This is a genomic window from Pseudoalteromonas sp. SG41-5 (assembly GCF_014164495.1).
GTDB lineage: Bacteria > Pseudomonadota > Gammaproteobacteria > Enterobacterales > Alteromonadaceae > Pseudoalteromonas > Pseudoalteromonas rhizosphaerae.
The window spans coordinates 1-21,741 of the sequence record NZ_JACJFH010000006.1 but is presented as its reverse complement, the minus strand read 5'-3'; the positions used below and the strand labels follow the sequence as shown (position 1 = coordinate 21,741).

Genomic DNA, 21,741 nt, shown 5'->3' with positions numbered 1-21,741 from the left:
GAGCCAAGTGGGACTGCGCAAGTTATAAATTTTCTTCCGCAAACGATGCTAAACGGCTTCTCACCACACCATTTAAGTTAACCGTGGCGCTGCCTTCAAAATCTTTGAAGCGCTCCACAATATAAGTTAAACCAGAAGTAACTGGAGTTAAGTAGTTACTATCTATTTGCGCAAGGTTACCAGAGCAAATTAACTTAGTACCTTCACCACAACGGGTAATAATAGTTTTCAGCTGTGAGGCAGTAAGGTTTTGGCTTTCATCTAAAATGACCACGGCATTTTGAATGCTGCGACCACGCATAAAGTTAACTGATTTAAACTGTATGTTTGCCTTTTCCATAATATAGTTACGGCTTGAAATAGGGTTTTCGTCACCTTTGTGTAATACCTCTAAGGTATCGGTGATCGCAGCTAACCATGGTGCCATTTTTTCCTCTTCGGTACCTGGTAAAAAACCGATCGACTCAGCAATTTCAGGAGTATTTCGGGTGACAATTACCTTATCGTAAATACCTTTTTCAACCACCATTTCCAAAGCACAGGCAAGCGCTAGTAATGTTTTTCCGCATCCTGCAGGACCTGTTAAAATAACTAATTCAATACTGGGATCGAGTAACGCATCCATTGCCATGCCTTGATAAATATTTTTTGGCTTTACTCCCCATGCCGACTGATGCATTAAACGCTCAACACCGATATCTTTGAGCATAATATGCTGCTCATCATAAGATTTGACTCGTGCGGCAAACTGACCGCTGTCATCAAGTAAATATTCATTGCAAAATACATCGGGGATCAAACTTTTTGCCACTTTATGAAACGCATCACGACCATGTTGTTGTGTTTCACATTCGCCCACATGCTGCCAAAAATCGCCAGCAATTTTTTTATAACCACTGGAGAGCAAAGCAATATCATCAATCAGCTGATCGGTACGATAATCTTCAACAAATTTAAGCCCTGCGCCTTTGGCCTTTAAACGCATATTAATATCTTTGGTAACTAACACCACTTTGCTATTAGGATGTTGTTTTTGTAGGTGCACGGCACAATTGATAATACGGTGGTCATTTTCGTTGCCAGGTAAACCTGAGATAGAATCGGCAAATAAATGATCATTAACAATAATAAGTGTGCCAGCCGAAGACGCTTTGGCCTTTTTATTACTAGGTAGAGCGACGCCTTTGAGCATTTGTTCTGGTGTGGCATCTTTGAGTACTTCATCCAAACCACGAATGGCCACACGGGCATCACGGCTAACATCATGCTTACGATCTTTTATATGATCCAGTTCCTCTAAAACTGTCATGGGAATTACAACATCGTGTTCTTGGAATGATAAATACGCGAGGGGTTCGTGAAGCAATACATTGGTATCTAGCACATACATTTTACTATCAAGGTTCGAAGCTTTTTCCATAGCACTTTCCTTACGTTTTATGATTTTTATGCTATACCCAACTAATCAAGTAAAACGGGTTGAATGTTCACCCTGAAAAACTTAATTGCTCGGTATATTCTAAGTTTAGCTTAGATGTCATAAAAGTCTGTTTTATGACAAACCTTTTTTTGTTTTGAATTAATCCTTATTGCAACAACTTTAATAGGAATAATTCACAGTTATTAAATTAATTAAAAGTCAGCTGGTTCGCACCTTGCAGTGGTGTTAGCTAACAGGTAACATAGCCGCCTTTTTCTTCATAGACGAGACATACATGAATTTTTCCTTAGGTCAGCGTTGGATCAGTGATACAGAGTCAGATTTAGGATTAGGCACAGTGGTTGCCCTTGAGGGCCGTCAGGTCAGCATTTTATTTCCCGCCAGTGGCGAAAACCGTGTTTACTCAATGTTAGAAGCACCGGTTACCCGCGTGGCATTTAATCCTGGTGATGTGATCAAAAGCGTTGAAGAATGGGAACTTGAAGTCGAGTCAATTGAACCTATCGGTGATTTACTTTGTTATCACGGCACTCGTATTGATAACGGTGAAAAAGCACAATTAAAAGAAACGTTTTTAGATCACTTCATCAAATTTAATAAACCACAAGATCGCTTATTTGCCGGCCAAGTTGACCGCTTTGATCGCTATACATTGCGCTATCAAACATGGCAACACCAGTTTGAACGCCAACAATCACCTATTAAGGGTTTGATTGGCCAGCGCGCAAGCTTAATTCCGCATCAGCTTTATATTGCACAAGAGGTCGGTAAACGATTTGCTCCTCGAGTGTTATTGTCTGATGAAGTAGGCCTTGGTAAAACCATTGAAGCGGGGATGATTTTACATCAACAAATTATCAGTGGTCGCGCAAGCCGAGTGCTCATCGTAGTGCCGGAGAACTTACAGCATCAGTGGTTAGTTGAAATGCTGCGCCGCTTTAATTTACACTTTTCAATTTTTGATGAAGAGCGTTGCGATGAAGCCTTTGCCGACTCACCAAATGTATTCGACACTGAACAGTTAGTACTAACTAGCCTTGAGTTTTTAACCAAGAAAAAACGCTGGTTTGAACAAGCAACAATGGCTGATTGGGATTTACTGATTGTTGATGAAGCGCATCATTTAAGTATTACCAACGGTAAACCAAGCACTGAATATCAACGTATGGCTGAGCTTAGCCAAGATATTCCAGGGCTAATACTATTAACGGCAACACCGGATCAACTTGGTCACCGCAGCCACTTTGCGCGCCTACAGTTACTCGATCCTGATCGCTTTTATGACTACGATGCCTTTGTTGCTGAAGAAAGTAACTATAAGCATGTGGCAGAGGCTGCAAATCAGTTACTGCAACAGCAAGCGCTAGACGACAGCGCCAAAGCCACGCTAATTGAGCTATTAAAAGAAACCGATATCACAACGGTGCTTGAACAAGCACAAAATGGCGACGCAGCTGCCCGTAAAGAAATTTTGGCGATGTTATTAGATCGCCATGGCACAGGCCGTATTTTATTTAGAAATAGCCGTAGCGGCATTGACGGCTACCCTAGTCGCAAACTACACGCCTACCCGATGGCGATGCCGAAACAATATAAAACGGCAATTTCAGTATTGGGCAATATGAGCGGCATTAAAAATGCAGAGCTTAGCGCGCAACGCGCCCTATTCCCTGAAAAAATATTCCAAGAGTTTGAAGGCGAAAGCGCTAGCTGGGGACAATTTGATCCTCGAGTAGAATGGTTGATCGACACCCTAAAAACCCTTAAACGGGAAAAAGTCCTGCTTATTTGTGCTAAAGCCGAAACCGCTATCAGCCTTGAGCAAATCCTGCGTGAACGCGAAGCGATTAAAGCCTCTGTGTTCCACGAAGGGATGACAATTATTGAGCGTGACCGCGCCGCCGCGTTTTTTGCTGACGAGTACGACAACGCACAAATATTGCTGTGCTCTGAGATTGGCTCTGAGGGTCGTAACTTCCAGTTTGCTCATCACTTAGTGTTATTTGATTTACCACTGAACCCTGACTTACTTGAGCAGCGTATTGGTCGCCTCGACCGTATTGGTCAAACTCAAGATATCAACATTCATGTGCCGTACTTTGAAAGCAGCGCACAAGAAGTATTACTGCGTTGGTATAACGAAGGCTTAGATGCCTTTGAAACCACCTCAAGCACCGGACAACTTTTGTATAAAGAGTTTAAAGATGAGCTACTTGAGTTTATTGCCGCCCATAACTGTGATGAAGACGAGCTAGAGCCATTACTAGAGCAAGTAGCCGGTCAAAACGCAGTGCTGCGTAAACAAATGGAAAGCGGCCGTGACCGTTTGCTTGAGTTACACTCATCGGGCCAAGGTGCAGCAGACTCGCTGGTTGTTGATATTGAAAAACTAGACAACCAATTTGAACTACCAAGTTATATGATCAACGTGTTTGATACCTTTGGCGTTAGCCAAGAAGACAAAGGTGAAAATACTATTATCTTAAAGCCAACTGAGCATATGCTAAATCCGTCATTCCCAAGTTTAAAAGACGACGGCATGACAGTCACATTTGACCGTGACACTGCACTTGCACAAGAAGATGTGCATTTCATCAGCTGGGATCACCCTATGGTGCAAGGCACCTTAGACATGATCTGTGATGATGACTTTGGTACTGCGTCAGTCGCATTACTTAAAAACAAAAAATTACCACCAGGTACCTTTTTTGTTGAGCTAATTTACGTAGCAGCAGCCATGGCACCAAAAGCGCTGCAAGTTGGCCGCTTTTTACCGCCGACGCCGATTCGTATTTTGCTAGATAAAGCCAGCAACAACTTAGCTGATAACGTCGGCTTTGATGGCTTTAATCAGCAGCTTTCTGCGGTAGGCCGTCAAACAGCCAGTAAACTAGCTGGCGCATTACAAAGTGCGATTCACCCAATGCTTAAAACCGCCCAAGAAATGGCGCAAACTAAGTTAGAAGTCATTCGCACTGCGGCGCTTGAGCAAATGCAACAATCGCTCAGTGAAGAGCAGGCGCGTTTAGCGGCGCTGAAACAGATCAACCCTAATATCCGTGAAGAAGAACTTACCTTCTACGATAAGCAACGCACAGAGCTGACAAGTTATATCGGCAAAGCACAGTTGCAGTTAGATGCCATTCGCTTAATTGTGGTATCACATTGATTTGGGAGCTGAGCTTTAAGTTATAAGCGGTAAGTTTTAAGTTTAAAAAAGCGCGGTGTATTAAGTTACAGCGCGCTTTTTTATTACATGTTACGCTGAAAACCCACGCCAACAAGATATTGCCTATTCGTTGCAGCGATTTTACATCGCGACAGAGGTTGTTTCGAGGCTGAATTTTATCCCGTATTTACACTTTACATTTGCGCGGGGTAAACCCGCGCCTACAAGATATTACAAATTTGTAGCAGCGATTTTATATCGCGACAGGAGTTGTTTCGCGGCTGAATTTTATCCCGTATTTACATTTTGCATTTACGCGGGGTAAACCACCCACGCCTACGTATTGGTAGCAGCGAGTTTACCTCGCGATAAAGCCCATTATTTACCACTGAGGGCACAGAGGCGCTTCGCGCTACACAGAGAAACCAAAGTAAAAAATCACTTATTTCTTCTCTGTGTTCTCGGTGGTGAATTAATCACTGAACGAACTTTAATCTAATTGCGCGGGGTAAACCCGCGCCTACGAGATATTGCCCATTCGTAGCAGCGATTTCATATCGCGACATGGGTTGTTCCGCAGCTGAGCTTTATAACGTTCTTACATTTTTCATTTGCGCGGGGTAAACCCGCGCCTACGAGATATTGCACATTCGTAGCAGCGATTTTACATCGCGACATGGGTTGTTCCACGGCTGAATTTTATCCCGTATTTACATTTTGCATTTGCGCGGGGTAAACCCGCGCCTACGAGATATTGCCCATTCGTAGCAGCGAGTTTACCTCGCGATAAAGCCCATTATTTACCACTGAGGGCACAAAGGCGCTTCGCGCTACACAGAGAAACCAAAGTAAAAAATCACTTATTTCTTCTCTGTGTTCTCGGTGGTGAATTAATCACTGAACGAACTTTAATCTAATTGCGCGGGGTAAACCCGCGCCTACATCACCAAAATGCTAGACTCATACATAAACACAATCCCAGTATGGATAATCAGCAACATTTTTAACCAAACCAGCTCTTAGTGGATTCGCGATTATATAACGCGCATTTTTAACTAAATCATCTTCATCTCGAATTAAATGATCGTAATACCCTTTTTGCCATAATTTATAAATACCGAATTCACGGCAAGCGGCTGCAGTTCGTCCTTTAAAGCAACGGATTATTTGTGGTAAGGGGCTGTTAATGAGCAACTGAAATTGCCAATGGATATGATTTGGCATAATAATAAACGCATTAGATTTGAGGTATTCTTGTACTTCTAATAATTGCATTTGTTTTATAATGTGACGATTAAAATCCAAGTTTACAAAGTAGTTGCTGCGATTATGTGTAACGAGGGTAATAGCATAAAAGTGATGTGGTAAAGAAACCCGCCCTTTTCTTAGATTTTGTGATTTATACATCTACCAATCCTTGTAGGTAAAGTATAAAAATAGCTCATAGCTTAAATGTTGTTAAATTTTTTGTCGCACATTTGCGCGGGGTAAACCCGCGCCTACGAGATATCACAAAGTCGTAGCAGATGTATGGACTCCCCCCCATTAACGGGAGTGTACGGTATAAAGAAACTGCAGAGAATCTTTTACCAAATTAGGAGTCCATACATGGCATATTGTAATTTAGTTGCTATTGATTTAGCAAAAAATACTTTCCAAGCGGCGCAGTTTAAAGGCAACAAACTGATGTCCAATAAATCAGTTAACCGTCAAACGCTGCTTGAGTTATTAGTTAAAGCAAAACCGTCGGTTGTTGCTATGGAGGCATGCGCAAGCGCCCAGCATTTTGCGCGCACTGCGCAGTCTTTTGGTCATGATGTAATACTCCTTGACCCTTTGTTCGTGAAAGCATTTAGACAGGGGCAAAAAACAGATGCGAACGATGCAATCGCAATAGCCGTTGCCAGTCGAGTCCCGAATGTTCGTTCGTGTAAAATTCTTACCATTGAAGAGCAGGCTTTACAGTCACTTAGCAAAGTAAGAGCGTTAGCAGATAAACAAAAAATTCAGTTATCAAACCAAATACGCGGGCTACTCCTTGAGTTTGGTATTGTGATTAACCAAAGTGAGGCCGCATTTAAAGCAGCCATACCCGATATTTTAGAAGATGCAGAAAACACACTGCCGCTAGAACTAAAGCATGCTCTCGCGCTCAGCTATTCACTTTATAAACAGCAGTGTGACAATAAGGTAGAGCTGCAAAAACAAATAGAGCGTATTGCAAAACAAAATGATGGCTGTCAACGCTTAATGGCTCTCGAAGGAGTCGGCCCAATCACGGCTATCGAGCTCCTGTCTTTTTTAGGTAACACGACACAGTTTAACGATGGAAGAAGTGCTGCGGCGTGTGCAGGAGTGACACCATTACAGCATTCGACAGGTGGCAAAGCAAAGATAGGGCGCATACCCAAAAGACGAGGTGGTGCATTAAGACGAAACCTATTTTTAGGCGCTCGCTCAGTAGTGAGTAAATTAAAAAACAGAGAAGCCACGACAGAAAAAGAACGATGGATAAAAAACCTTCTAATAAGAAAAGGTGTCAAGTGCGCCGCTATTGCATTAGCAAACAAAACAATGCGAACAGCCTACGCCTTACTCAAAAATGGAACGAGTTATGAAGCAAGATTATTAACCGCGTAAAAATAAAAAGTCAGTAAACAAAAGAATTGAACAAGCCAAGATAGAGCATTAAGTGGTGAGACCCACCCTTGAGAGCCTGAAAAATCGCTAGTGTACGAAGATACCGTGTAGCAGATAAGGCACAAGGGCGCGAAAACATCAAAGTGGCCGAGGTAGCGCCTCATTAGAGCCCGTATATAAGCACGCAATCACATCATTTTAATGTAAAAAGGCTTGTGCAATAGGAGGAGTCCATATAAGCGATTTTACATCGCGACAGAAGCAACATAGTTTTATCCAGCATCTCAATTATATATTTGCGCGGGATAAACTAAAACCTACGTCGGCCTGCCTTTATTGCGCTTTCCTAACAAATACGCGTCGCGAAACTTCATAAAATGCTGTTCAAGCTTAGTTGCTGCATCAGACTCCCCTGCCAGTGCTAACACCATAATGGCCACTTCAGCAGTGCCAAGTTGGTGAGCATGCGGGGCAACCCGTAAGCGATAGTCAGACAGTTTTTCAGCGGTGATCGACAGCACGGGTAAATTATCGAGATAAGGGCTTTTGCGGATCATTTTTTTCGCTTCACGCCATGTGCCATCTAAAAAGATAAACAAGGGACGTTTATTAGGCTGGTGTTGTACATCAGTAATAACGCGTGCAGTATCTTCAACATCTGTAGCAGGAAATATCACCATAGGTTGATATTGCGGGTCATTTAATAAGGCTAATAGTTTATCGTCAGGATCAGTCCTGTCCCAACGAAAAGCATGATTATCAGGAATAATTTCAGCAATTAATCGCCCTGTATTAGAGGGTTTAAAACTCTCGTTGTGATACATAAGTAAGCATACCGCCGCCTGACTATCAGCCTGCTCCACACCGTCACAAATACAGTAATGCTTCGCGATTAAGCATCGCTCACAGCGATCCATTTTACCGCCACGAGCATTAAACTCACGGCGAGATTCACTAATTTGCTGGGCACGCAAAGTAAGTACTGAATTAGAAGAGCGTTTATTCACGTGGTTTATTACCTAAAATAGTACCTAAATTTGTTCGGCGGATATTATAACACATTTGCGCAGGGTAAACCCACGCCTACGTATTGGTAGCAGCGAGTTTACCTCGCGATAAAGCCCATTATTTACCACTGAGGGCACAAAGGCGCTTCGCGCTACACAGAGAAACCAAATTAAAAAATCACTTATTTCTTCTCTGTGTTCTCGGTGGTGAATTAATCACTAAACGAACTTTAATCTAATTGCGCGGGGTAAACCCGCGCCTACAAGGTATTACATATTACACACCCGCGCCTACAAAACAAAAAACCCAAGCCGTGGCTTGGGTTTTTAAACAATTAACTAAAAGAACTTACTTCTTCTTTTTAACTGCTTTTTTGTTTGGTAAATCAGTGATTGAACCTTCAAATATTTCAGCTGCAAGACCGATTGATTCGTTCAATGTTGGGTGAGCATGAATAGTTAATGCTAAATCTTCACCGTCAGCACCCATTTCGATACCTAGACCGATTTCGCCCAGCATTTCACCTGCGTTAATACCAATCATAGCACCACCGATAATACGGCCACTTTCTTTATCAAAGATCAGTTTAGTAGAACCTTCAGTACGAGAAGATGCAATTGCACGACCTGATGCAGCCCATGGGAATACAGCTGTTTCAATGCTTAAGCCTTGCTCTTTTGCTTCTTTCTCAGTTACGCCAACCCAAGCGATTTCTGGATCAGTATAGGCAATTGAAGGAATACATTTCGGATCAAAGTAATGTTTTTGACCTGAGATAACTTCAGCTGCAACGTGACCTTCATGAACCGCTTTGTGCGCAAGCATAGGTTGGCCAACTAAGTCACCAATCGCGAAGATGTGGTCAACGTTAGTTTTAAGTTGCTTATCAACATTAATGAAGCCACGCTCATCAACATTAACACCCGCTTTGTCAGCATCTAATAAGTTACCGTTTGGTGTACGACCAACAGCAACTAATACTTTGTCATAACGTACTGGTTCAGCTGGTGCGTTTTTACCTTCAAATGTAACGTATAAGCCATCATCTTTCGCTTCTACGCCAACAACTTTAGTTGATAGCATAACGTTAAATTTATCACTTACGTATTTTTGGTAAATCTTGATGATGTCTTTATCAGCAGCTGGTACTAGTTGGTCAGCAAATTCAACTACGTCGATTGCAGAACCTAGTGCGCGATACACAGTACCCATTTCAAGACCAATAATACCACCACCTAATACTAATAGCTTTTCAGGGATGTCTTTAAGCTCTAGTGCACCGGTTGAATCAATTACGCGGTCATCTTCAGGAATGAAAGGTAAGTTTACAGGTTTAGAACCAGCAGCAATGATAGCGTTATCAAAAGTAATTGTTGTTTTACCGTCAGCGCCTTCAACATCAAGCGTGTTGCTACCTGTGAATTTACCGTAACCGTAAACCACTTTAACTTTACGCATTTTAGCCATGCCGTCTAGGCCACCAGTAAGTTGGCTAACAACTGACTCTTTCCACGAACGAATTTTATCTAAATCAATTTGTGGTGCGCCAAAAGTAACACCATGAGATGACATTTCTGCTGCATCATCAATTACTTTAGCTACGTGTAAAAGTGCTTTCGAAGGAATACAACCAACATTAAGACATACACCGCCTAATGTGTCGCGAGATTCTACTACTGTTACTTCTAAGCCCAAGTCAGCAGCACGGAAAGCCGCAGAATAACCACCAGGACCACCGCCTAGTACAACAACTTGAGTTTTTAATTCGTTGCTCATGCTTTTACCTTAATTGTTTGAACGGGACACTGCCCTAAAGTTTAACTGCCATGTTTCTGCAAGGCAGAAAGGGAGAGCAGATCAAAAATTTATGCAAAATATACAAATATTGTATCATTGCAAATGGTAAAAATCCCAGCAAAAAACAACTGGCTGGGATTTGATTCTATTTATTTCGCTACATGCAGCAATTGCTTACATTACTAATTGGCGAATATCGCTCATGTAACTTGCTAAAGTTACAGTAAAGCGTGCCGCTAGTGCACCGTCAATCACCCTATGGTCGTAAGACATAGAAAGTGGAACCATTAGTTTTGGTTCAAACTCTTTGCCATTCCACTTAGGTTTAATTTCTGATTTAGAGACACCTAAAATAGCAACTTCTGGGGCATTTACGATTGGCGTAAAGGCTGTACCGCCAATACCACCAAGGCTTGAAATTGTAAAACAGCCACCTTGCATATCAGACGAGGTAAGTTTACCGTCACGCGCTTTAACAGATACTTCCATTAATTCACGCGATAATTCAATGATGCCTTTCTTATCAACATCTTTAAATACTGGCACAACCAAACCGTTTGGCGTATCAACTGCAACACCGATATTGATGTACTTCTTAAGAATTAAGCTTTCACCGTCGTTAGATAGTGATGAGTTAAATGTAGGGAACTCAGCAAGTGCTTTCGCTGCTGCTTTCATTACAAATACCAGCGGGGTGATTTTAACACCTAGCTTTTTCTTCTCGCTAAGGGCATTTTGCTCTTTACGGAACTCTTCAAGAGTTGTGATATCAGCTTCATCAAACTGCGTAACATGTGGAATTTGCACCCAGTTACGGTGTAAGTTTTTACCCGATAGCTTTTGAATACGAGATAGTTTTTTCTCTTCGATTTCACCAAATTTAGCAAAATCAACTTTTGGCCATGGAATTAAACCAAGCTCACTACCGCCAGCATTGCCAGAAGCTGTCGCTAATTGGCCTGACTCAACTTGCTTAACTAAGTTCTTCACATAGTCTTGCACGTCTTCTTTCACAACGCGATTTTTACGACCTGAGCCTTTTACGTTCGCAAGGTTAATACCAAACTCACGGGCTAAGCGGCGAACAACTGGCGATGCATGAGCATACGCACTATTGTTTTCAAAGCTTTCATTGCTCGCTTTTGCAGGCGCTGCTTGTGGAGCTGGAGCTGATTCTGCTTTCGCTGCTGGTGCAGATTCAGAAGCCGTTTTTTCAGCGGTAGCTGCAGGTGCACTGCCTTGCACTTCAAATACAAAGATAAGTGAACCGGTCGATACTTTATCGCCCGCAGCAACTTTAATCTCTTTAACAGTACCGGCAAATGGTGCTGGTACTTCCATTGCCGCTTTGTCGCCTTCAACGTTTAAGATTGACTGATCTTCAGTAACCTTATCGCCTACTGCAACCATCACTTCAGTGACTTCAACCTCATCACCGCCGATATCAGGCACGTTTACTTCTTTACTGCTTGGCGCTGAACTTTGTGCCGGCGCAGACTCTTGAGCTGGCGCTGTTTCTGCTTTCGCAGCTGCAGGCTCACTACCAGCCACTTCAAAAACAAACACTAAAGAGCCTGTTTTTACTTTATCGCCAGCGGCAACTTTAATTTCTTTAACAGTACCTGCAAACGGCGCTGGTACTTCCATTGCCGCTTTGTCGCCTTCAACGTTTAAGATAGATTGTTCTTCTTCAACAGTGTCGCCAACAGCAACCATGATTTCCGTTACTTCAACTTCATCATCGCCGATATCTGGTACGGTGACTTCTTTAGTTGTTGAACCTGAAGACGCAGCAGGTGCTGCATCTTCAGATTTTGCTGGTTCTGCAGGCGCTTCGCTAGATGCTTGCTCTTCACCTTCAAACAAGAATACTAAAGAACCCGTAGTAACCGTGTCGCCCACGTTTACTTTGATTTCTTTTACAGTACCGGCTTGTGCCGCAGGTACTTCCATTGAGGCTTTATCACCCTCAACAGTTAGTAATGATTGGTCAACGTCAACTTTGTCACCAACGCTCACTAGAATTTCGGTTACTTCGACTTCATCGCCACCGATATCTGGTACTTTAATTTCAATACTCATTGCAAACCTCTTATGCGTACAGTGGATTAAGTTTGTTAGTGTCGATGTTGAACTTTTTAAGTGCTTCAACCACAACTGACTTCTCAACTTCACCACGTTTAGCAAGTTCAGATAACGTCGCAACTACTACGTAGCTGGCGTTAACTTCAAAGTGACGACGAAGGTTTTCACGGCTATCAGAACGACCGTAACCATCGGTACCTAATACTTTGTAGTTGCTGCTTGGAATGAATGAACGCGCTTGTTCTGCGTAGTTTTTCATGTAATCCGTTGCGGCAACAGTCACTGAGTCATTTAATACACTGGTGATGTAGGCAGTCTTCTGTTCGCTTTCAGGGTTAAGCATATTGAAACGCTCAACATCTTGCCCTTCACGAGTTAATTCGTTAAACGACGTTACTGAATACACATCAGATGCAATACCGTAATCATCACTTAAAATCGCGGCTGCTTTACGCACTTCAGTCATGATAGTACCTGAGCTTAATAGCTGTACGTTGGCTTTTTTGCCTGCGTAGCTTTCTAGCTTGTAGATACCTTTACGAATACCTTCTTCAGCACCTTCTGGCATAGCAGGTTGTGCATAGTTTTCGTTCATAAGCGTTAGGTAGTAGTAAATGTTTTCTTGGCTTTCACCGTACATACGACGAATACCATCTTGAACAATAACCGCTACTTCGTAAGCGTATGTTGGATCGTAAGAGATACAGTTAGGTACTGTGTTAGCAAGAATATGGCTGTGACCATCTTCGTGCTGTAGGCCTTCACCGTTTAATGTTGTACGACCGGCAGTAGCACCTAATAAGAAACCACGTGCTTGTTGGTCACCCGCCATCCATGCCATGTCGCCAACACGTTGGAAACCGAACATTGAATAGTAGATATAGAATGGGATCATTGGTAAATCGTTAGTGCTGTATGATGTTGCCGCAGCAACCCACGATGACATTGCACCTAACTCGTTGATACCTTCTTGCAATACTTGACCCGATGTTGCTTCTTTGTAGTAAGAAACGATATCACGGTCTTGCGGCGTATAGTTTTGGCCATGCGGGTTATAAATACCGATTTGACGGAATAAACCTTCCATACCAAAGGTACGCGCTTCATCGGCAATAATTGGTACGATGTTTTTACCAATACCTTTATCTTTCAATAAGATATTAAGTGCACGAACAAAGCCCATAGTGGTAGAGATATCACGCTTTTGCTCTTCAAGTAGTGGCTTGAACGCTTCTACTTCTGGCAGTACTAACTTTTCAGTAAAGTTAGGAATACGTTTTGGCGTATAACCTTTAAGTGCATCACGGCGAGCATGTAAGTACTTGTGCTCAGCCGAACCTTCTTCAAGTGTTAAATAAGGAAGTTCTGCAAGTTGCTCTTCAGATACTAAATCATCAAGACCTAAACGTGAACGTAAATGGGCAACGTGTGACATGTCCATTTTTTTCACTTGGTGAGCAATATTCTTACCTTCAGCCGCTTCACCCATGCCGTAACCTTTTACAGTTTTAGCTAGGATAACTGTTGGGCGACCTTTGGTCTCTTCTGCTTTTTTGAATGCAGCGAATAATTTTGATGGCTCATGACCACCACGCTTAAGCGCGAAGATTTCGTCATCTGTCATATCAGCAACAAGTGCTGCTGTTTCAGGGTAACGACCAAAGAAATGTTCACGTACGTACGCGCCATTTTTAGCTTTATAAGTTTGGTAATCGCCATCGACTGTTTCGTTCATCAATTGCAATAACTTACCTGTGGTGTCTTTAGCTAGTAGGATATCCCAGCCGCTGCCCCACACTAGCTTGATCACATTCCAGCCAGCGCCTTTGAATAGACCTTCAAGCTCTTGAATGATTTTACCATTACCCATTACTGGGCCATCTAGGCGCTGTAAGTTACAGTTAATTAAGTAACAAAGGTTGTCTAGTTTTTCACGAGCAGCAAAAGAAATAGCGCCACGCGATTCTGGCTCATCCATTTCGCCATCGCCTAAAAACGCGTATACACGTTGGTTTTTAGTGTCTTTTAAGCCACGACCATCTAGGTACTTTAAGAAGCGCGCTTGGTAAATAGACGCGATAGGACCAAGACCCATAGATACCGTAGGGAACTGCCAGAATTCAGGCATTAATTTAGGGTGTGGGTAAGATGGTAAACCTTCGCCATCAACTTCTTGACGGAAGTTATCAAGCTGCGCAGCAGATAAACGACCTTCAACAAATGCACGTGCATAAATACCCGGAGAAATATGACCTTGATAATAAACTAAGTCACCGCCGTCTACATCATTTGGGGCTTTGAAGAAATGGTTAAAACATACTTCATAAAACGCCGCTGATGACTGGTAAGACGCCATATGGCCGCCTAGGTCGAGGTCTTTTTTCGAAGCACGCAATACAATCATGATTGCGTTCCAACGAATAATAGAACGAATACGGCGCTCAAGGTTTACGTCCCCTGGGTAAGCAGGTTCTTGATCTACCGGGATCGTATTAACGTAGTTTGTGTTGATACCTGTTGGCATATCAACACCGTCTAAACGGGCTTGCTCTAATACTTGCTCAAGTAAAAACTGAGCACGTTCAACACCTTCTTCACGCACAACTGATTCAAGAGCTTGTAACCACTCTTGTGTTTCTAGCGCGTCTACGTCAATTTTATTGACTTCAGACATATGGAGGTTTCCTTATGTTTAAAATACGAATGTTCTTAATTAGCACTGTGGTAATCGTGTTGCCATATACAGCACTTGCTTAAATTATTTATCTTTAACTTAGTTTTTTGTTACTTAATTTTGCTTTGTGCGTCTTAAACTACGCTCAATTCGTGAATGCTCTTTACCTGCTTCCAATAACGCTTCTTCAATGAAAGCTAAGTGAGCATTACTGGCAAGTCGCGCCTGCTCTGGATTCCCTTCAATCACTGCATCCATCAATAAACGGCGGTGCTCAGCTAAGCGCGAACTAATATGCGGCTTCTCTAACAATACCGTTAAATTTTGTAAAACATTTTGCTCAAGCAATACCCGCATACCGCGCACTAAATGCAGTAACACCACATTATGCGAGGCTTCTGCCACACTAAAGTGAAACGCGTTAATTGCTTTGGCTTTTTGTAGTAAATCATCATTAGCTAATGCAATGCATTCAAAGCTTTGCTTAACTTTAGCAAAGTCAGTGCTAGTACCACGAAGCGCAGCATAATAAGCTGCAATCCCTTCGAGAGCATGACGAAACTCTAATAAATCAAACTGTGATTCAGGATGTTTACTGATCAAGTCAAATAACGGATCAGTGAGCCCTTCTTCTAGCTGATTTTTTACAAACGTTCCGCCACCTTGACGTCGCGTTACTAAGCCTTTTGCCTCTAGCTTTTGAATGGCTTCACGTAATGAAGGGCGAGACACTTCAAATTGTTTGGCTAATTCACGCTCTGGCGGCAGTTTCTCACCCGGTGCTAATGAGCCCTCAAGAATCATGTTCTCAAGTTGCTGTAAAATAACATCCGATAGTTTTGCTGCTTTAATCTTTAAAGACATTAATCAACGTCCGCATTGTAGTGGAAATGTAACCTGAAAAATCCAAGTTTGTGCCCAGAGACTAGACCAAAAGGTAAATTGGTCATACCAAATTTGAGCCATACGTTATCAAAAAGCAAGTTTGCTGTCAATTTCGCTGCGACGCACCTTAAAAAACACCCTAACGTATTTTGCACAAAGATCAAACAGTATGAGATAAAGCCAGTGTTTAGGAAGGAATTTTATAGAAAAACACAATGGTCTGACCAGATAATCAAAAACTAGTGGGCGAGTTTTTTTGAACTCGAAGTGTACTATATAATAAATTAAACTGCGCGGGGTAAACCCGCGCCTACGCATTGGTAGCAGCGAGTTTACCTCGCGACTGTTTCTACATTTACATAGACAGCCAATTTCACCACTGAGGGCAGGAGGCGCTACGCGCTACACAGAGAATACAAAAGTAAAGTTAATTACTAACAGGTTTTTCCTCTATTAACTCGGTGCTCTCTGTGGTGAATAAATCAATAAAAGACTTTTGCACAAAGAGAAGTGAATGAGCGCAAATGAAAAAAACGCCACGGGCTTCGAGCTGCGAATAGACTCAAACACCTAGCCACTACTTTTATAATTACTTCTCTAAAGCGCAGCGGCTCTTAACCTCTTTGTGAATAAATTTTAATTGCGCGGGTAGCAGCGAGTTTACCTCGCGACAATTACTTCCCTAAAACCTAGCATCTGTTTATTTACGCTAAACCACCAAATAAAGTAAACAAGGCAATCAACACCAAGTAAAACAACACATTTCGTTTTACAAGCTTCATCATACAAGTTGCTTCATACGCGCAACCAAAATGTTGCTGTTCTATTTGCTCTGCGGCAAGCGCGGTATTAGTAACCACTTTACGGTTACTCACTGTAAAATCGAGTGCATAATGCAGCCAGCAACTGGTGCCTTTATTAAAGTTACCTATTACTAGATAACCAAAGCTGGCGATTCTGGCTGGTAACCAATCAAGCCAAAATAATAATGAATGAATAAGTTTAAAACGTTTGGCATACACAACTTTATGGTCGTCCTGCACTAAATCAGCAAAAGTACGTACTAATGCATACAAGGTCGCGCCAGGTACGCCTAATATTACAAACCAAAAAATAACTGCACAATAAAAACGAAAGTTTACCCAAGCCAACGTTTGTCCAAAAGTTTCGCCGCCTTTTTGCTCTTCCGTTTTCTTTTGCCCCATTTGCAGTGCATATAAGGTTGCCGCTTGCTGATCATCACGGGTTAGCGCATTTAAATAGGACTTATATAAAGCACGTTGTTTAGCACAGCCAAAGCAAACCAGCAGCACAGCCACATTAATGGCTAACTGCCATAATACAAAATCAGATAAGGTAAAAATAACCGCCACAAGTAATACCGGCAAACACAGCCAAATAATAAATCCTGCAGGCGAATTGAATAGACCTTGCTCGCCAAGCTGTTTTTTTGAACGTGTTAAATAGCCTTGCGCGTAATAGCTTATTTGCCAATAATCAGATCGGGCACCTAAACGCTCTAATATCAGAGCTATTATTATAGAAATTAAGATCATACTTTTCTCTTTCCAAATTGGCGCTAGTTAAAATATAGCAGCAAAATAATGATTCCAATCAAAACTGTCTCCAGGGTCTGTTTTTCGCCCTGATGCAATGTGACAATGGCCAACAATACGCTCGCGAGTGATAGCTGGGTATTTATATATCAATGTCTTAGTTAAGGATTGTAATGCATTATATTGATTTTGGGTATACGCCGTTGTATCTGTACCTTCAAGCTCAATACCAATACTAAAATCATTACACTGACTACGTCCTAAAAACTCAGACTGGCCAGCATGCCAAGCACGTTTACTAAAAGGCACATACTGAACTATTTCACCGCTGCGTTTGATAAAACAATGTGCTGAAACTCTCAACCCCTTTAAATCAGCAAAGCTAGGGTGTGCTTGGCAATCAATACATCCCATAAACAAATCATCCACAAACGGCGTGGCAAACTGCCCTGCTGGCAAGGAAATATTATGAATCACTAATAAAGATATTTCCTCACCTAGTGGGCGCTCATCAAAATGCGTACTTGGTCGCTGGATAGCGGTACTAACAACACCAAAAGAGTTTATTTTCATAGTTTATATTCATAATGGCCTGTAAATAAATGCATAGTCAGATGCTAATAGATTTCCAAGTAGAATAACAGCAAAGCACTTTCATTGTTTTGCGCCGGTAGCAGCGAGTTTACCTCGCGATTGTTTCTACATTTCCATAGACAAACCAATTTCACCACCGAGAACAGAAAGCCACGGGCTACGGGTAACGAGCTGCGGGCTGTAAGTTCACCTAGAGCTAGTCACTTCCCTAGAACCTAGTTCCTATTTTCCTCTAATGCGCGGCGCCTCTTATCCTCTTTGTGAATAAATTTTAATTGCGCGGGGTAAACCCGCACCTACGCATTGGTAGCAGCGAGTTTACCTCGCGACTGTTTTTACATTTACACAGACACACTATTTCACCACCGAGCCCACCGAGGCGCTTTGCTACACCGAGAAGACAAAAGTAAAGTTAATCACTATTACCTATTGGTTTTTCCTCTGTGAGCTCGATGATCTCTGTGGTGAATAAATCACTAAAAAACTTTTGCACAATGATAAGAACAAATGCCGCGGGCTTCGAGCTACGAGCTTCGAATATGCCCTAGCATCTAGTCACTTCCTAAAACCTAGAACCTCACTCTCTAGAACCTAATCAAACTTATAGCTTCAGCCTTCTCTTTCACTTTCAAACCATGTAAAATTTGTGCAATTTCCTAATTATAATGAGCTTTTATAATGTCTATCCCACACAGCCTTTTAAGCCAATTGGTTAAACTTGCCCTTGATGAAGATTTAAATTACCAAACAGCCGAACAAGGCGACATCACCGCGCAATTAATTCCAGCGGCGCAGCACGCTAATGCCAAAGTGATCACTCGTGAAGATTGCGTGTTTTGCGGTAAAGACATTATCTTAGAAGTATTCAAACAAGTTGATCCGAGTGTAGCCGTTAATGTATTGGTAAATGATGGTGATACAGTTAAAGCTAACGATACCTTATTTACAGCAATAGGTTCTGCCCGCGCTATTTTAACAGCTGAACGTACCGCACTTAATTTTGTTCAAACCTTGTCAGGTACAGCCACCACTACAGCGCATTATGTTAAAGAACTCAGTGGCACCCACACCCAACTACTCGATACCCGTAAAACCATTCCGGGCCTACGTGCATTACAAAAGTACGCGGTCAAATGTGGCGGTGGCGCAAATCATCGCATTGGCTTATTTGATGCGTTTTTAATTAAAGAAAACCACATTGCCGCCTGCGGTGGCATCGATAAAGCCGTAGCGCAAGCAAAACTTAATCATCCAACTAAACCGGTAGAAGTAGAAGTCGAATCACTTATTGAGCTAGATCAAGCCATTATAGCCGGTGCTGATATTATAATGCTGGATAACTTTAGCGTTGAGCAAATTCAACAAGCAGTAGTACTGACCGATAAGCGCGCTAAATTAGAAGTTTCGGGTAATATGACCCTAGAAACACTGCGCACCTACTCACAGGCTGGGATTGATTTTATATCCAGCGGTGCACTTACAAAAAATTTACAGTCAATCGATTTGTCAATGCGTTTTGAGTAATAATCAAACTAAATAACAAATATTATGTTTCCCTAATGCGTTGACAAACTGATTAAAAAAGCATTAAATACGCCGAAAGGCTTACACTGTAACAAAATGTTAATTTTAGTGCTTTATATAATACGAAATAGTGCTAATGTAAGCCTCTAGGATGAATGAATTAACTTTCAACCAATTCTAAAGAACTACTTTCGGGTATTGTTTTACACCGCATGGCTACTTTGATGAAAGCTGTGAGTTAAATAAACAACATTGAAACTAAGTAGTGGGTGAAGAAAGTTTTTAAAATTCGATGAAATGCAGTCAAAGCCGCTTTCAATCAGCAGCTTTAGTGCTAAAGTAGTTCTTACAGAGTAATTTTAATAGCTGCTAAAACCTATCCAGCATTATTTAGCTAGGCACTGGGTTAGGTATTAGTAATTTAACGATTTTAAAAAAACCGTAAGATAAAGCAGTTACAATAGCTAACGTGATTACACACTTTACTAACATAATGAATTTAGCTTACAAAAAACACTATCCTTTAGGAGAGGAACATGGAAAAAATGACACAACAAAGTCAAAAGGGTTTTACCCTAATTGAATTAATGATTGTAGTTGCAATCATCGGTATCTTGGCAGCAGTAGCCTTGCCTGCGTATCAAGATTATACAGCTCGAGCTAAAGGGACTGAATTAATGCTAGCGGCTAGCACAGCTAGAACTTGTGCATCAGAGAAAGCACAAGTAGGACAGTCGCCGGATGATTGCGACACTGGCTTTACTCAAACAAAGTATGTAAACACTTTAACAGTTACTGCTGCGGGGGTTATTACAGCTGCGGGCCGAGACGACATGAATGGCTTATCAATAATCTTAACTCCTCAAACATCTGCAGGAAAGGCAGCTGTTGCAACAGATTTCACTACAGGCTTCACTATTTCAGAATGGGTTTGTACTGGTGCTGTTACTAGTCCAGCAAAAGCAAGTTGGTTACCAAGTTCTTGTACAGTTCCTGCTTCAACTGGCGGTGGTTAATCCATAATTAGTATTTATAAATTAAGGTAGCTTGTTCAGCTACCTTTTTTATTAAAACTGCAAAGAGCCTAACGAATGTCAAAACAATCCGATACAAAATCTTTAGATACCTTTCAATGGGTTGGCGTTAGCGCTCGAGGTAAACGCCTTGAAGGCGAAATGACTGGCGCTAGTATAGCTTTAGTCAAAGCCCAATTACGTAAACAAGGCATCACGCCATCAAAAGTTAAACGTAAAGCAAAGCCTTTGTTCGGCATGCGTATGCAGGCTATTAAGCCAAAAGATATTGCTTTAGTTACGCGGCAAATTGCCACTATGTTAATGGCGGGCGTACCACTTATCCAATCAATAGAAATGATTGGCACGGGCGCTACCAATAAAAGTGTTACTAAACTGATGGAAACCGTTGGCGATGAAGTAAAAGCCGGTGGAGCTTTATCTGATGCACTGCGTAAACACCCTCGTTATTTTGATGATTTGTATTGTGACTTAGTCGCCTCTGGTGAGCAATCTGGTGCGCTGGATAAAATATTCGACCGTGTTGCCCTTTATAAAGAAAAATCCGAAGCGCTAAAATCAAAAATTAAAAAAGCCATGTTCTACCCTATTGCTGTATTGGTCGTAGCTTTAATTGTAACCTCTATATTGCTTATTTTTGTAGTGCCGCAATTTCAAGATATTTTTGCTGGTTTTGGTGCTGAACTCCCTGCGTTTACTTTAATGGTGATAGGTATATCTGAGTTTATGCAAGAGTACTGGTGGATGATGTTAATTGCCCTTGTTGGCTTTGGTTATGCTTATAAAGAAGCGCTATTAAAAAGTAAAAAACTTCGGGACGCTAATGACCGTGCAATTTTAAAACTGCCTGTAATTGGTATGATTTTAAACAAAGCCGCGGTGGCGCGCTATGCCCGTACGCTTTCGACCACCTTTGCGGCGGGTGTACCTCTAGTTGATGCGCTGGACTCAGCTGCTGGGGCTTCAGGTAACGCGGTTTATCGTTATGCTATTTTAGATATAAAAGCTGAAGTAAGCTCGGGTAATCAAATGAACTGGGCGATGCGCAACTCAAAAATATTCCCCGATATGGTGATACAAATGGTCGCTATAGGTGAAGAGTCAGGCTCTTTGGATGGCATGCTGGCAAAGGTCGCCACTATTTATGAGCAAGAAGTTGATGATGCAGTAGATGGCCTATCGAGCTTGTTAGAGCCGCTTATTATGGCGGTACTCGGCGTGTTAGTTGGTGGTTTGATCATTGCTATGTACTTACCTATTTTCCAACTTGGGTCGGTTATATAAAAGCTGTAAGCTGTAAGCTGTAAGCTGTAAGCTGTAAGCTGTAAGCTGTA

The 21,741-nt window shown here is 41.9% G+C and carries 14 protein-coding genes; 5 read left to right on the top strand and 9 right to left on the bottom strand.

The genetic code is table 11. From position 1 onward, the window contains the following. Nucleotides 1-22: 22 nt before the first annotated feature. On the bottom strand, nt 23-1,420 hold the full coding sequence (locus H5232_RS02875) for a PhoH family protein (RefSeq protein ID WP_182830541.1): 1,398 nt from the start codon (nt 1,418-1,420) through the stop codon (nt 23-25). Nucleotides 1,421-1,715: 295 nt separating this feature from the next. On the opposite strand from H5232_RS02875, the gene rapA reads away from it, so the two are divergent. Next, nucleotides 1,716-4,610 (top strand): RNA polymerase-associated protein RapA, encoded by a 2,895-nt coding sequence (gene rapA / locus H5232_RS02870; RefSeq protein WP_182739959.1) that lies wholly within the window; start codon nt 1,716-1,718, stop codon nt 4,608-4,610. A 960-nt stretch (nt 4,611-5,570) separates the two neighbouring features. Here the strand turns inward: rapA and H5232_RS02865 are convergent. Continuing rightward, a complete protein-coding gene (locus H5232_RS02865; RefSeq protein ID WP_182718478.1) occupies nt 5,571-6,017 on the bottom strand; it encodes an REP-associated tyrosine transposase in 447 nt (148 codons plus the stop codon). A gap of 201 nt (nt 6,018-6,218) precedes the next feature. Here H5232_RS02865 and H5232_RS02860 point away from each other — a divergent pair, with 201 nt between their 5' ends. After that, nucleotides 6,219-7,250 (top strand): IS110 family transposase, encoded by a 1,032-nt coding sequence (locus tag H5232_RS02860; RefSeq protein WP_182830540.1) that lies wholly within the window; start codon nt 6,219-6,221, stop codon nt 7,248-7,250. A 317-nt stretch (nt 7,251-7,567) separates the two neighbouring features. On the opposite strand, the gene H5232_RS02855 is transcribed toward H5232_RS02860, so the two are convergent. From H5232_RS02855 to ampD, 7 genes are all read right to left on the bottom strand, one after another. Further along, a complete protein-coding gene (locus H5232_RS02855; protein ID WP_182718479.1) occupies nt 7,568-8,257 on the bottom strand; it encodes a tRNA-uridine aminocarboxypropyltransferase in 690 nt (229 codons plus the stop codon). Nucleotides 8,258-8,606: 349 nt separating this feature from the next. Continuing rightward, nucleotides 8,607-10,034 (bottom strand): dihydrolipoyl dehydrogenase, encoded by a 1,428-nt coding sequence (gene lpdA, locus H5232_RS02850; protein WP_145235220.1) that lies wholly within the window; start codon nt 10,032-10,034, stop codon nt 8,607-8,609. A 195-nt stretch (nt 10,035-10,229) separates the two neighbouring features. Beyond that, the gene (gene aceF, locus H5232_RS02845; RefSeq protein WP_182718480.1) at nt 10,230-12,137 is read right to left on the bottom strand and encodes a pyruvate dehydrogenase complex dihydrolipoyllysine-residue acetyltransferase; all 1,908 of its coding nucleotides are present in this window, start codon (nt 12,135-12,137) and stop codon (nt 10,230-10,232) included. 10 nt (nt 12,138-12,147) lie between these two features. Then, on the bottom strand, nt 12,148-14,814 hold the full coding sequence (aceE, locus tag H5232_RS02840; protein ID WP_182830539.1) for a pyruvate dehydrogenase (acetyl-transferring), homodimeric type: 2,667 nt from the start codon (nt 14,812-14,814) through the stop codon (nt 12,148-12,150). Between the two features lie 114 nt (nt 14,815-14,928). Beyond that, entirely contained in the window at nt 14,929-15,678 is a 750-nt protein-coding gene (pdhR, locus tag H5232_RS02835) for a pyruvate dehydrogenase complex transcriptional repressor PdhR (RefSeq protein WP_182830538.1), read from the bottom strand. 725 nt (nt 15,679-16,403) lie between these two features. After that, nucleotides 16,404-17,255 carry a beta-lactamase regulator AmpE gene (gene ampE, locus H5232_RS02830; RefSeq protein WP_182718483.1) on the bottom strand — a complete coding sequence of 284 codons (852 nt, stop codon included), beginning with the start codon at nt 17,253-17,255 and terminating at the stop codon, nt 16,404-16,406. 27 nt (nt 17,256-17,282) lie between these two features. Beyond that, complete coding sequence (ampD, locus tag H5232_RS02825) at nt 17,283-17,828, bottom strand: 1,6-anhydro-N-acetylmuramyl-L-alanine amidase AmpD (RefSeq protein ID WP_182718484.1); 546 nt, start codon at nt 17,826-17,828, stop codon at nt 17,283-17,285. 699 nt (nt 17,829-18,527) lie between these two features. Between ampD and nadC the strand changes: the two genes are divergently transcribed. The 3 genes from nadC to H5232_RS02810 all read left to right on the top strand — a co-directional run bounded on the left by nadC (nt 18,528) and on the right by H5232_RS02810 (nt 21,691). Beyond that, the gene (nadC, locus tag H5232_RS02820) at nt 18,528-19,373 is read left to right on the top strand and encodes a carboxylating nicotinate-nucleotide diphosphorylase (RefSeq protein WP_182767848.1); all 846 of its coding nucleotides are present in this window, start codon (nt 18,528-18,530) and stop codon (nt 19,371-19,373) included. A gap of 536 nt (nt 19,374-19,909) precedes the next feature. After that, entirely contained in the window at nt 19,910-20,389 is a 480-nt protein-coding gene (locus H5232_RS02815; protein WP_310736863.1) for a prepilin-type N-terminal cleavage/methylation domain-containing protein, read from the top strand. 75 nt (nt 20,390-20,464) lie between these two features. Further along, nucleotides 20,465-21,691 carry a type II secretion system F family protein gene (locus tag H5232_RS02810; protein WP_182830537.1) on the top strand — a complete coding sequence of 409 codons (1,227 nt, stop codon included), beginning with the start codon at nt 20,465-20,467 and terminating at the stop codon, nt 21,689-21,691. Nucleotides 21,692-21,741 lie beyond the last annotated feature (50 nt).